We start from the raw sequence: 13,223 nt of genomic DNA, 5'->3' as shown, positions 1-13,223 counted from the left end.
GTGGTTCGCATGATCACGCTGACGGTCAACGGCCGGTCCGTCGAGGTCCAGGAAGGCGCGACCTGTCTCGATGCCGCCAGGGAGGCCGGCGTGCATGTTCCCACGCTTTGCTATTATCCGCGGCTGCCCACGCATGCCGTGTGCCGCATGTGCCTCGTGCATGTCGCCGGCCAGCCGCGCCCGCTGCCGGCCTGCATCACGCCGGCAAGGGCGGGCGACGTTGTCGAGACGGTATCGAGCGATCTGCTGGCCTTTCGTGCAATGGATGCGCAATGGCTGCTGGCGCGCCATCCGGACGACTGCCTGCGCTGCGAAGTCAATGGGTCTTGCCGCCTGCAAGGCCTGGTCAGCGAAAACCAATGGCTGGCGCGCTGGGAAAAGTCGCCGCGCGGCTCGATGGCGCATCCGGAGCACCGCCTGCTTGACCACACCTCGCCGAGTATCTGGCGCGACTTGTCCAAGTGCATCGAATGCGGGCTGTGCGTGGAAGCGTGCGGCGCATCGGGGCAGCAGCAATACGTGATCGGCTTCGCCGAACGCGGCTCGGGGCGATTGCCGGTCACGGTGTTCGACCATACGCTCGCCAATACCCAATGTATTTCCTGCGGTCAATGTACGCTCGTCTGTCCTGTTGGCGCGCTTGTCGAGACGCCGCACTGGCACGCGGTACTGCAGGTCCTGGATGCGCACGAGCGCGTCTGCGTGGTGCAAGTGGCGCCGGCCACGCGCGTGGCGATCAGCGAGGAGTTCGGCATGGAGGCCGGCACCGTCAGTACGGGAAAAATGATCAATGCCTTGCGGCAACTTGGTTTCGACTATGTGTTCGACACCAATTTCGGTGCCGACCTGACGGTCATGGAAGAGGCGAGCGAGTTGCTGGACCGCATCAATGGGCGGGAAGCAAGCACGCCGCCATTGCCCCTGCTGACGTCCTGCTGTCCGGGATGGGTGAACTGGGTGGAAATCAACCGGCCCGACCTGCTGGCGCACCTGAGCACGACCCGGTCGCCGCAGCAAATGCATGGCGCGCTGACGAAGCGCAGCGCCTTTGCGCGCGGGCTTGGCCCCGCCTTTGCCGAGGGCAGGGCGGAACCTTGCGTGGTCAGCGTCATGCCCTGCACGGCCAAGAAGGACGAGGCGGCCCGGCCCGGCCTGTCCGGCGACGTCGACCATGTCCTGACGACGCGGGAGCTGGCCCGCATGATCAAGTCGCGCGGCATCGCCTTCCCGGCGCTGGCCGATGATGGCGCATTCGATGATCCCCTGGGGGAAAGCACGGGCGCGGCGCAGATCTTCGCCGCGTCGGGGGGCGTGATGGAGGCCATGTTGCGCACCGCCGCCCATTTCCTCGGCAGGCCGGACGCGCCGGCGCTGGAATGGCAGCCCCTGCGCGGTGTCGGGCCGGGGATCAAGACTGCGCAGATCGCCGGCTTGGGCACGGTCGCCATCTGCAATGGCATCGCTGCGGCGCAGCAGCTGCTGCAGACGCCGGACTGGCGCGAGCAATTCGTCGCCATCGAAGTCATGGCCTGCGTGGGGGGCTGCCTGGGCGGCGGAGGCGAACCCAAATCGCTGGATCCCCTGGTGCTGGACAAGCGCATGCGGGCGATCTACGAACTCGACCAGCATGCGGCGCGGCGCGGCGCGCATGAAAACCGGGCCGTGCAAACCTGGTATGCCACTGAACTGCAGCCGCCGCGTGCCGCCCGGGCGCGCGCGCTGCTGCACACGAGCTATGCCGCGCGCAATTCCGCGCGCCTGCTGCTGATGCAATTTCTCGATTGCGTGGACCGGCGCGATGGCGCGCAGGCGGCGGCCCTGCTGCATCCCGATGCGTCGTGGTCGACGGCGTCGCCATTCGGCGACATCCACGGCGCCAGCGCGATCGAGGCGCTGATCGATACAAAGTTGCCTGCGCGCAAGTATGGTCCGGCGTTCGCGCGGCACCGGATGCTGTCGGCTGCCGATATGCACGACCTTGCCGTCATCACCCCGACGGGCGAGCTGTGCAGCTTCAGCGTGGAGCTGGACCGCAGCCAGTCCCCGATCGTCATCACCCGGCTGGTGCGCACCTTGCGCCAGGGTAGCGGCCCCGTGTCGTGACATGCCTGGCTGCGCCGCGCTTGCCGGTCCAAGGATCCACGTGCCGTTTGATGTGCATCATTCATTTTCCTGTAGCAAATCAATATCATCAGTTCACGCATCTATCCGGGTGCCGGCAATCAGGGAGGGAACATTATCATGGCTAACCATCTGACTCGATTCGATCCATTTTCCGACATCGCGCGCTTCGAACCCTTGAATGGCATCGAGGACTGGTTTCGCGATTTTCAGCTGCGGCCCGCCCTGCGCGACTGGAATATGGAGCCGCGCATCAAGATCGATGTGTCGGAAACGGATGTGGCATATACCGTGAAGGCGGAGATTCCCGGCGTGAAAAAGGAGGACATCAAGGTGGACGTGGAGGGCGGTGTCGTCTCGATCACGGCCGAATTGAAACGCGAGAGCGAAGTGAAGACAGGCAAGTTACTGCGTACGGAGCGTATGTTTGGCGAACAGCGCCGCAGTTTTACGCTGGCGCATGATATCGACGATGCCAAGGTGGTCGCCAGTTATGCCGAAGGCGTGCTGACGCTCAGTTTGCCGAAGAAGAGCGGCAAGGCAAGCAAGCATATCCCGATCAGCTAGTGCCGTTGCCCGGCTGGCGCAGGGCGGTCCGGTGCGGATGCCAGCGCCCATGCCCGTGGCCTGCACCGCGTATCGCTACCATGTCGCCGCATCTGCATACCGAGGGAAAAGGCGCGTCTATGTCTGCTACAGGGCGGTCCGCTCACTACCCGCGCGGGATTTTTTTCCGGCATTTTTCCCTGGCCACGCTGGCGACGGGATGTGTCGTGCTGGCCTGCCTGGCCATCCTGACGATCCAGCTGTCGACGCTATGGCGCGCGCGCGAGGTGCGCCTGCACGATGCGCGCGACGCGGCTGCGAATGTCAGCCAGGCTGTCGCACAGCATGCCTACGATACGCTCAAGGAGGTCGATACGCTGTTGCTGGGACTGGTCGAGCGCGGCGCCTTGCCGGGTGCGGCAGGCTCCGACCAAGCCCGCATGCAAGCGCTGTTGCGGAGCCGTGTCGCAGAACTTCCCCAATTGCAGGCCATCATTGTCTTTGCCGATGATGGCAGGCCATTGCTCAATTCCGGGACGACGATACCAGTCAATCTCGACAACCCGGACAATGCATATCTTCATTATCATCGTTTGCATAATGACCTGCAGCCTTACCTGGGGACGGGCGCGGGCCGGTTGGCGCATAGCGAATGGATCATGGCGGTGTCGCGCAGAATTAATCTTCCCGACGGGAGTTTCGGCGGCGTCGTGCTCGCCACTATCCGCCTCGATTATTTTAGAAAATTCTATGAAGACTTTTCCATAGGCGAGCAAGGAACGATTCTGATGACGCATGATGATGCCAGGCTCGTACTGAAAATCCCCTACGATGGCGGGGTGCCCGAAGTGGCGGAAATGCCATTCAGGCTGTACAGTCAGGGCTTGGGCGGGAGGGCGACGATCATCAGCTATCGCAAGATCAGCGCGTATCCGCTGGTGGTCTTGACGGTCTTGTCGCAGGATGAAGTCCTGAGTGGCTGGCGCAACGATGCCTACCTGCATCTTGCGGCGTTGAGCGCCTTGATCTTGCTCATTGGATTTTTTGGCCGCCGCTTGCTCAGCCAGTTGCACTCGCGCCTCATCATCGAGGAGCGGTTCAAGGCGTCGAGCGATGAATTGAAGGTATCGAACCAGCGCCTGAGCAACCTCGCCCTGCACGATGGCTTGACGGGCCTGGCAAACCGACGGAGTTTTGACGAGGCATTGACTGTCGAGTTCAGCCGGGCCCAGCGGGCAGGAAATTCCCTGGGCCTGATCATGGTCGATGTGGATTTTTTCAAGCAGTATAACGACATTTATGGCCATGTGGCTGGCGATGAATGCCTGAAGAAAATTGCCCGCGTGGTCGCCACCGGCATGCGCAGGGCGGGCGATATGGCCGCACGCTATGGCGGCGAGGAAATGGTTCTGCTCTTGCCGGGATCGGATATCGACGGCGCCGTATCGCTGGCGGAAAGCCTCCGTCGCGGCATCGAGAACGCGGGCATAGCCCATGCTGGCAGTCCCCTGCGCAAGGTGACGGTCAGCATCGGCGTGGCGGTATTTCCCCTGATTAAAATGGAAATGCTAGCCACCACCCTGCTCAATGCCGCCGACCATGCCCTGTACCAGGCCAAGGCATCGGGGCGCAACAATGTCTGCACCTGCGATTCTCGCGACAAGCAGTTCTCCCGCATAGATGCCGTTGAAGTCAATGAAAACTGGTGCCAGGAGTACCTGGGGCAGGCCGGCCTACCAGGTTCGGAGCGCTGACGACGGCCGCCAGGCCGATGCGTACGGGGCGTGGGCGCGGCTGGTCCGCCAGCGCGGAACATGCATCATCGATGCCGAGTGTTTTGTTTGACAACTGTGTTGCCTGAAGGGCCGATGTTTATCCACCGCATTGATGTAGATCATTCCTCGCGCGTGACCGGCCATGCTTGAAGCGATACAGTCAGTATCAGCAGGCAGCACATTTCGCCCTCGCCGGCAAGCGCGTGGGCTGATCCAGGTACTGCCCTGCACACCGGGCAAACACACAATGACAGGAGATCACCCATGCATGCAGATATCTGGATAGTTCGGAACGGCAGTGATTACTTCTTGTTGCATGGCCATATGCGCCTGCATTCCACCTTGAACGTGGCCGGCGCCGCCTTCGTCGAGGTGGCGCATGAGGGCGTCGTCAAGATCACACGCGTATCGGGCTGTCTTCAGGTCGATTCCGGCAATGCACAGTCACCACTGTGTGTCCAAGGGGCAACAGTCAAGGCTTTGTGCGAGAAATTGCCCGGCACCTGGTGACGGACAGCGTCCAGGCGAGTCACGGCGCCGGGCGCTCACCTCGATCCACGGCACGCATGCCGGCTGTGCGTTGCGCGGAAGCAGTTTTTTTTCACGCCTGTTACTGAGCTCGTTATTGCGCTAATATAAACTGTGATTGTTGTTTAGTACATCTCCATCCACGAACCTTGCCAAGATGTGATGCTGCAGGGGCTACTGCTAACGATGGGCATGGTCAATATGTGCGCGAAGAGAAGAAAGTACTTTGCCGTTCCTTTCCAGACTGAACAATATTGGAAATCATTGCGTCAGCATGCGGAGCTGCGGCTTAAGCTGAGGCTGGAATCGTCCAGGCGCCGCACCCACGAACGCTATCCTGCGTCGCTGCAAGCCACGCATCGCGAGATGAGCGTGCGCGAGATCGAGCTGGAAATGCAGAACGATGAGCTGCGCACCGCCCAGGCCGCGCTGAAAAATTCCGGCGAATTGTATAACCGCCTGTACGACCAGGCGCCAGTCGGCTACATCAGCATGGATGCCCGCGGCATCATCATCCAGTCCAATCTCACCGCATCGGCCTTGCTGGGGACAGCGCCCGAGATGCTGCCCGGGCAGCCGCTCACGCGTTTCATTGTGCCGGAGGACCAGGATATCTTTTACTTCCTGCGCCAGCGCCTGCTGGACCGCGACGCATCGTGTTCGGCCGTACTGCGCATGAAAAAGGGGGAAGTCGACGTATTTTCCGCCATGCTGGAGGCCAAGCTGAGCCAGGAGCATTTCGGGCCCGGGGTCGTGTTGTTGGTGCTCAACGATATTACCGAGCGCACTGTGGCGGCGGCGCAGCTGCATGCCAGCGAGGAGCGATTTCGCGGGGCGTTTGAAAACTCGTCCATGGGCATGATCATGGCGGATATGGCGGGACGCTGGGTGACGGTGAACCGGGCGCTGTGCGAGATGCTGGGCTATACGGCACCGGAACTGCTGGCGGTTGGGTACCTGAAACTGACGCATCCCGACGACCTTGCCAACAGCGTGGAGGTCGGGCGGCGCCTGTGCAGCGGCGAGATCAGCAGCTATCGCATCGAAAAGCGCTACCTGCACAAGGATGGCCATGCCATATGGACCATCCTCAGTGCCACGACCGTGTGCGGTGCCGCCGGACTTTCCCGGCAATACGTGGGCATGGTGGAGGACATCAGCGTGCGCAAGCTGGCATTGGAAACGCTGGAAAAGTCGCACGAGCAACTGCGCCAGTTCATAGCCCATCAGGAGCGCGTGAAGGAAGGGGAGCGCATTCGGATCGCAAGGGAGATGCACGACGAACTGGGCAGTGTCTTAACGGGAGTCAAGGCCCACCTTTCCGTGGCCCTGATACATGACCAGCGCAACGGGGGTACCTTGCAGGCTCGGCTCGAGGACGCCTGTGCCTTGCTCGATACGGCTACCGCAGCCGTACGCAGGGTGATCACCGAACTGCGGCCCAGCGTGCTCGACCAGCTTGGCGTATGGGCGGCGCTGGAATGGCATGCGGAAGAGGTCTGTGCCAGGGCGGGGCTCGTCTGCCGGACCCATATTCCGCCTGAGACTGTGCTGCTGGAGCTCGATCCCGAGCGCAGCACTGCCTTGTTCCGCATGTTGCAGGAAGCGTTAACCAATGTCGTCCGCCATGCCGGGGCAACGCGGGTCGATGTGCGCGTCACCCACGCCGCTTCATCGATCCGGATGGAGGTGGAAGACGACGGCACGGGCATCGATTGCGAGAGCCTGCTGACGGCCAATTCGTGGGGGCTGGCGGGCATGCGCGAGCGCGCCCGGCATTTTGGTGGCGATATCCGTTTCATGGCCGTTGCGCATGGAACCTTGTTGGTCGTGCAATTGCCGGTACGGGGGGGCGCATGAGATGCGGCAAGATCAGGGTGCTGCTGGTGGACGACCATGTCGTTGCCCGCAACGGCATTCGCTTGATGCTCGGCACGGACGACGGCATCGAAGTCGTTGCCGAGGCCGAGACCGCACGCGCGGCATTGTATCTGCTGCAGGCGCAGCCGTTCGACGTCGCCATTGTCGATATCGGACTGCCCGATCAGAATGGCTTGCAACTGCTAAAGAAATTACGCCGGGAATGGCCACGCATGGCCGTCCTGATGCTGTCCATGTATGCCGAGACCGTGTATGCCGTACGGGCGCTGCAATACGGCGCCGCTGGCTACCTGACCAAGAACTGCAATGCGTCCGTCCTGCTTGGCGCAGTACACAAGGCTGCCTCCGGAGGGAAATATATCAGCTCGGCGGTGACGGAGAATCTTGCCGACATGATCAGCGGCAGCAGGATGGCCTGGCACGAGCAACTGTCGGATCGGGAACTGGAGGTCCTGCGGCTGCTTGCCAATGGGGAAGACCTGGCGGATATCGCGCAAATATTGCATTTGAGTATTAATACCGTGGGCACTTACCGGGCGCGTCTGCTGGAAAAGACGCGGGCCAAGAACAATGTGCAGCTGACCCGGTTTGCCATCGAGCATGGCATCGGGCCACCGATTTCCGGTGGCGACTAGCCTGCGCTCGGTCCACTGCGCTGGGCCGACGGACGCGGCGCGCCCCGGCTGCCGTGCTGGTCAAGCCTGGCTTGCCGTCTTCGCGATGGAGGCCAGTATCGCCGTGGTCTGTTGCGTGAGCGAATTGATGCTTGCCGTTGCTTCCTTGGTATCGTCGTTGGCCAGCGCCTCGATGGCGTGATAATTGAGGATATGCAGATCTTTGCCGTCCGTGCTGATCCAGCCCTGGCGGCGGAACTTCGACATCAGGCGACTGACGCTTTCCATCGTCAAGCCGATGTAGTTTCCGATGTCTTCACGCGACATCAGTACCGTAAAGTCATGGCGCGAGTATCCGCGGGCCGCGAAACGGCTCGACAGATCCAGCAGGAAGGTAGCGAAACGCAGCTCGGCCGAACTGCCCAGGAAGCGCATGACGCGCTGATCCCGGCCGATTTCCTCGCTCATGAGACGATGGAAGTGCTGTTGTAGCGCTGGAATGCTTGCGCACAGCATCTGCAACTGCGCAAAGGGCACCTCGCACACCTCGCTGTCTTCCAGCGCCATGGCATTGCTGTCATGGATGCCGGTACTGATGGCGCTCATGCCCAGAATCTCGCCTGCCATGTGAAAGCCCATCACATGCTGTTTGCCATGTGCGTTATCACGGAAGGTCTTGAACTGGCCGCCGTGAATAATGTACAGGCAATGAAACGGTTCGCCCACCCTTACGAGCAACTCATTGCGCTCCACCCAGTGCCGTTTGCCGATGATTCTATCGACTTGAGCGATGCTACGTTCGTCCAGGCCGTAGGGCAGGCAGCGCATCCTTGAACTGCATTTCGCGCAGGTATTGCCGCTGCTGTAATTTTTCGCTGGTAATGATTGACCGGTCGAGAGCAAGGCGTTCATGGGTTCCTCGTATTGCTGTTCATGATTTGCATCAAGTTTTTGTGTTTCTGACTACATGCCTGATAGTATGTGCGCGCCCGGGCACAGTGGCTATAAGCTTAACCCTTGGTCTTGTGTAGTAATTTCCTTAAACTTTTGAGTAGGGAATCCCCTACATTTCTTCTTTGCCGGTACGCATGGACGGTGTCTGCCCCTCGGCGGTGGCGGGTGCAGCGAGCCGTTGACGCCGCTAGCCGTTCGGCGCAGAATCAAATGCATGAAAATCATCGAATCACGCTAGGCACGGCATGTTCGGGACCTTGACCATGGAAGCGGGAATCATCCGGGTGCTGCTCGTTGACGACCATGCCATCGCGCGCAATGGCGTGTCGCTGATGCTTGGCACGGCGGCTGACATTTGCGTTGGCGCCCAGGCGGCGTCCTTTGACGACGCGACCGAATGTATTGCGTCCGAGCAATTCGATGTGGCCCTCATTGACATTGCCATGCCGGGGAAAAGCGGCTTGCAACTGCTGCAAGCCTTGCGCCTGGCCAGGCCGGGCATGGGGCTGATGATCCTGAGTCATTATTCGGAAGAAATCTATGGCTTGCGGGCATTCAGCCTGGGGGCATCCGGCTACCTGAGCAAGGATGTTTCTGCCGACGTCCTTGTGCAGGCCGTGCGCAAGGTGGCATCGGGAGGAAAATATGTCAGCCCGGCGATGGCGGGCCAGTTGGCAATGGTGCTTGCGCAGGGACCCGTGGGTGCGCACGAGAACCTGTCCGAGCGCGAATTGCAAGTCTTCCAGCGCCTCGCGGCTGGCCAGTCGCTGGTGCAGATCGGCGCCGCACTGAATTTGCGCCCGAATACCGTCACGAGCTATCGCGCGCGCATCCTGAAAAAGATGAAAATGGCATGTAACGCCGAGTTGACGCGCTATGCGCTGGAACTTGGCATGCTGTAGGCTGCCCACGGCTCTGTCGGGAAAAGAACCCGCGTGACACGCGCGCCATGGGACCGGACGTTCGGTAGCGACCGAACGTCGTGCTGGTGACTGGAGAGCGATGATGAAACTGACGTTTTTGGGCGCGACGGGGACCGTGACCGGGTCGAAATACCTGGTCAGCAGCGGCAATGAGCGGATTCTGGTCGATTGCGGCCTGTTCCAGGGATATAAGCAGTTGCGTTTGCGCAACTGGACCGGCTTGCCGCTGGCGCCGGCCGAGATCACTGCCGTCGTGCTCACGCATGCCCACCTGGACCACAGCGGCTACCTGCCGCTGCTGGTGCGCGACGGCTTTCGCGGCAAGATTTATGCGAGTGCCGCGACGTGCGACCTGTGCCGCATCATCCTGCCCGACAGCGGCCGCCTGCTGGAAGAGGAGGCCGAGTACGCGAATCGCCACAGCTTCAGCAAGCATCATCCCGCCTTGCCCCTGTACACCGAGGCCGATGCCCTCCTGGCGCTCGAACAGCTCTCTCCCGTGGCGTTCGGCCAGCCCTTCGGCATCGGCGCGTCGTTGCGCGTGGAACTGCAGCGTGCCGGGCATATCCTTGGCGCGGCCAGCGTGCTGCTGCAGGGCGAGGGCATCCGCGTCGTCTTTTCCGGCGACCTGGGGCGTCCGAACGACGTGCTCATGGCGCCACCCGAACCCTTGCCGCCAGCCGATTACCTGGTGGTGGAATCGACGTATGGCGACCGGCGCCATGACCCCAGCGACGCCATCGAACTGCTGGGCAAGACCATCAGCGAGACTGCCGCGCGCGGCGGCGTGACGATCATCCCCGCCTTTGCCGTCGGACGGGCGCAGACGATACTGTATGACGTGCATCTGCTCAAGCAGCGCGGCGCCATCCCGGCGCTGCCCGTGTACCTGAACAGCCCCATGGCGGTCGATGCCACCATGCTGTACCGCCGCTATCCGCACGATCACCGCCTGACGCCGGCGCAGTGCGAGGCCATGTCGCACGCGGCCACGATCGTCAACAGCGCACAGGAGTCGATCGAGCTGAACCAGCGCCGCATGCCGATGGTGATCATCGCCGCCAGCGGCATGGCGACGGGCGGGCGCGTGCTGCACCACCTGAAGGCGTTCGCGCCGGATCGCCGCAACAGCATCCTGTTTGCGGGTTTTCAGGCTGGCGGCACGCGCGGCGCCTTGCTGGTCGCTGGCGCTGACGCCGTCAAGGTCCATGGCGCGTATGTGCCAGTACGTGCCACCGTGCGACAGATCAGCAACCTGTCCGCGCATGCCGATGGCGATGAACTGATGGCCTGGATGGCACCGTTGCGCCAGGCACCGCGCCATACCTTCATCACCCATGGCGAGCCGGATGCCGCCGAAGCGCTGCGGCGGCGCATAGGCGAGCAGCTTGGCTGGGAATGCAGCGTGCCGGCGTATGGCGACGAAGTGACGCTGACATGATGCGCCATGCACCGTCGCCGCCGCGCTCCGCCGTCGCCGCCTCGGCATTGCGCTTGCGGCGCCTGGGCATCGACACTTACCAGGAAGCCATCGCCTATATCCGCAGCGATAGCCCCGTCTGCAAGGCGGAGGGCTTTGAAGCGCGTTCGCGGCTGGAGCTGTGGTGCGGCGAGCGCAGGATCGTCGCGACCCTGAATGTCGTGCATTTCCCCCTGATCGACATGGACGAAATCGGCCTGTCGGAGGCCGCCTGGACGGCATTCGGGCAGGCCGACGGGCAGATGGTGCAAGTTGGCCATGCACCGGCGGTGGAATCGTTCTCGGCCGTACGCGGCAAGATCTATGGCCGTCCCTTTGGCAACGAGGCAATCACGGCCATTATCAATGACATCGCCGCCGGCGCGTATTCGGACATCGAGCTGGCGACGCTGATCACGGCGTGCTCGGGAAGCCGGCTTGACCTGGCCGAAACGGCAGCATTGACCATGGCCATGGTCCATGCGGGGCAGCGCCTGCACTGGGATGCCCCTGTCGTGGCGGACAAGCATTGCGTCGGCGGCTTGCCAGGCAACCGCACCACGCTGCTGGTGGTGCCTATCGTCGCCGCCTGCGGCTTGCTGATACCCAAGACTTCCTCGCGCGCCATCACGTCGCCGGCGGGGACGGCGGACACGATGGAAACCCTGGCGCCGGTGGAATTGACGGCGCAGCAGGTGCACGGCGTGGTGGAGCAGGAGGGCGGCTGCATCGCCTGGGGCGGGGCTGTAGCGCTGAGTCCGGTGGATGATTTGCTCATCCGCGTGGAGCGGCCGCTGGGGCTCGACAGCGATGGCTTGCTGGTGGCGTCCATCCTGTCGAAGAAAGCGTCGGCGGGCGCCACGCATGTGCTGATCGACATGCCCGTGGGGCGCACCGCCAAGGTCCGCTCGCCCGAGGCGGCCGCGATCCTGGCCGCGCGCCTGGGGGAGGTCGCGCGCAGCCTGGGCATGGCGCTGCGCGTGCAGATGAGCGACGGCGCCCAGCCCGTTGGCCGCGGTATCGGTCCGGCGCTCGAAGCGCAAGATGTGCTGGCCGTGTTGCAGAATCATGGCGACGCGCCGGATGACTTGCGCCAGCGGGCCCTGGCGCTGGCCGCAGGCTTGCTGGAGCTGGCCGGCAAGGCGTCCCGGGGCGGCGGCCTGGCCATGGCCGCCGCGGCCCTGGACAGTGGCGCCGCCTGGCGCAAATTCCAGGCCATCTGCGCTGCCCAGGGCGGGATGCGCGAGCCGCCGCGCGCCGCCTTTACGCAGCCATTGTGTGCATTGCACGCTGGCACGGTCCTGGCCATCGACAACCGCCTGCTGGCCCGGACGGCCAAGCTGGCGGGGGCGCCCAAGACGCCGGCGGCAGGCATGGTGTTTCATGCGCCGCTGGGCACGGTGGTGGCGGTGGGGCAACCGCTGTTCACCTTGCATGCGGGTTCCCCCGGCGAGCTCGCGTATGCGCTCGCCTATGCACAGGCACAGGATAATCTCGTCACGATCGGCGACGCCGGCATCGGCGCCGGCCTGGCCGGCGCTGAATAAGGCTGCCGCCGGCGCTCAGGCGGCGCGAAAGACCAGTACCGGCACGGGGCTGTGCACGAGGACCTTGTGTGTTTCGCTTCCCAGCAGCACGCCTTTCAAGCCGAATTTGCCGTGCGTCGCCATGGCGATCAGGTCGCAGCCGTTTGCCTGGGCGGCCTCGAGTATTTTTTCATTGGGGGAATCGGCGCGCGTCAGGAAGGTGGTGCATTCGACGCCGGCTTCGCGTGCCTGCCGCAGGACGACATCGAGCAGTTTCTTGCCGTTCTCCATGCTTTCTTCCAGATAAGTTGCGCGGGTCGCCTCCAGCATCTCCGTATCATGGCTGAGGACGTGAAATTCCGGCACCACGTGCAGCGCGGTAATGCGCGCGCCGCACGAATGCGCCAGCGCGATGGCCGACAGCAGCGCAGTCCGCGAGGCGGGCGACCCGTCCGTTGGAACCAGTATGTGCTTGAACATGGTGCTCTCCTCGAACTTGTTGTGGAGCGTACAGTGTGCCGTTGATACCGCAGAGAAACCATGATCCAGATCATTGCGGCGATAGCAAATGGATGCGAGGCATCGTCTGCCAGACCGGTTGCTCCCCGGCACGCCCGCTTGCGATGCGCAGGGCCCCTGCCGATCAGCGATGTTGCCTTGATGTAAATTGATGGGGCCAGGGTGGCCGGGCAGGCGAAGCCGGCGATAGCTGACGCAGGTGGTGCAGGCACGGCGCGGATTTCTGTTCCGCGTCAGCACGCGGGACCAGCAGGGCCAGGGCCCCGCGCTGCCGCCGCTAAGTGTGATGTTTCAATAGGTTGTTGTGGTTCATTCGGATTGGATTTGAGACACTGGAAATCGCCAAACCCCCAGTTCTCAAGGAAACCAACCGAATG

The 13,223-nt window shown here is 62.7% G+C and carries 11 protein-coding genes; 9 read left to right on the top strand and 2 right to left on the bottom strand.

The window, feature by feature from the left end; translation table 11 throughout:
- Positions 1–9: 9 nt before the first annotated feature.
- From BXA07_RS27645 to BXA07_RS27620, 6 genes are all read left to right on the top strand, one after another.
- Positions 10–2,103, top strand: a complete 2,094-nt coding sequence (locus BXA07_RS27645) for a [FeFe] hydrogenase, group A (RefSeq protein WP_076572882.1) — start codon at positions 10–12, stop codon at positions 2,101–2,103.
- A 138-nt stretch (positions 2,104–2,241) separates the two neighbouring features.
- Complete coding sequence (locus BXA07_RS27640) at positions 2,242–2,688, top strand: Hsp20/alpha crystallin family protein (protein WP_076572880.1); 447 nt, start codon at positions 2,242–2,244, stop codon at positions 2,686–2,688.
- Between the two features lie 119 nt (positions 2,689–2,807).
- Entirely contained in the window at positions 2,808–4,421 is a 1,614-nt protein-coding gene (locus BXA07_RS27635; protein WP_212592376.1) for a sensor domain-containing diguanylate cyclase, read from the top strand.
- A 285-nt stretch (positions 4,422–4,706) separates the two neighbouring features.
- On the top strand, positions 4,707–4,952 hold the full coding sequence (locus BXA07_RS27630; protein ID WP_076572877.1) for a hypothetical protein: 246 nt from the start codon (positions 4,707–4,709) through the stop codon (positions 4,950–4,952).
- Between the two features lie 210 nt (positions 4,953–5,162).
- The gene (locus tag BXA07_RS27625) at positions 5,163–6,830 is read left to right on the top strand and encodes a PAS domain-containing sensor histidine kinase (protein ID WP_170909756.1); all 1,668 of its coding nucleotides are present in this window, start codon (positions 5,163–5,165) and stop codon (positions 6,828–6,830) included.
- On the top strand, positions 6,827–7,486 hold the full coding sequence (locus BXA07_RS27620; RefSeq protein ID WP_076572873.1) for a response regulator: 660 nt from the start codon (positions 6,827–6,829) through the stop codon (positions 7,484–7,486). The genes BXA07_RS27625 and BXA07_RS27620 overlap by 4 nt, the downstream gene beginning before the upstream one ends.
- 60 nt (positions 7,487–7,546) lie before the next feature.
- Here the strand turns inward: BXA07_RS27620 and BXA07_RS27615 are convergent, their stop codons facing one another.
- Positions 7,547–8,377, bottom strand: coding sequence for a helix-turn-helix domain-containing protein (locus BXA07_RS27615; protein WP_083708585.1), 831 nt, complete (start codon positions 8,375–8,377; stop codon positions 7,547–7,549).
- A gap of 287 nt (positions 8,378–8,664) precedes the next feature.
- Between BXA07_RS27615 and BXA07_RS27610 the strand changes: the two genes are divergently transcribed.
- From BXA07_RS27610 to BXA07_RS27600, 3 genes are all read left to right on the top strand, one after another.
- On the top strand, positions 8,665–9,321 hold the full coding sequence (locus BXA07_RS27610; protein ID WP_244556429.1) for a response regulator: 657 nt from the start codon (positions 8,665–8,667) through the stop codon (positions 9,319–9,321).
- A gap of 103 nt (positions 9,322–9,424) precedes the next feature.
- On the top strand, positions 9,425–10,783 hold the full coding sequence (locus tag BXA07_RS27605) for an MBL fold metallo-hydrolase RNA specificity domain-containing protein (protein ID WP_076572913.1): 1,359 nt from the start codon (positions 9,425–9,427) through the stop codon (positions 10,781–10,783).
- Positions 10,780–12,348 (top strand): thymidine phosphorylase family protein, encoded by a 1,569-nt coding sequence (locus BXA07_RS27600; protein WP_076572869.1) that lies wholly within the window; start codon positions 10,780–10,782, stop codon positions 12,346–12,348. Before BXA07_RS27605 ends, BXA07_RS27600 begins: the two co-directional genes overlap by 4 nt.
- 15 nt (positions 12,349–12,363) lie before the next feature.
- Here the strand turns inward: BXA07_RS27600 and BXA07_RS27595 are convergent, their stop codons facing one another.
- A complete protein-coding gene (locus tag BXA07_RS27595; protein WP_076572867.1) occupies positions 12,364–12,807 on the bottom strand; it encodes a universal stress protein in 444 nt (147 codons plus the stop codon).
- Between the last annotated feature and the right edge of the window lie 416 nt (positions 12,808–13,223).

Source organism: Janthinobacterium sp. TND4EL3 (assembly GCF_900156175.1).
Taxonomy (GTDB): Bacteria; Pseudomonadota; Gammaproteobacteria; order Burkholderiales; family Burkholderiaceae_D; genus Janthinobacterium.
The sequence above is the reverse complement of the archived record's forward strand: the minus strand, read 5'-3'. Positions and strand labels throughout refer to the sequence as shown.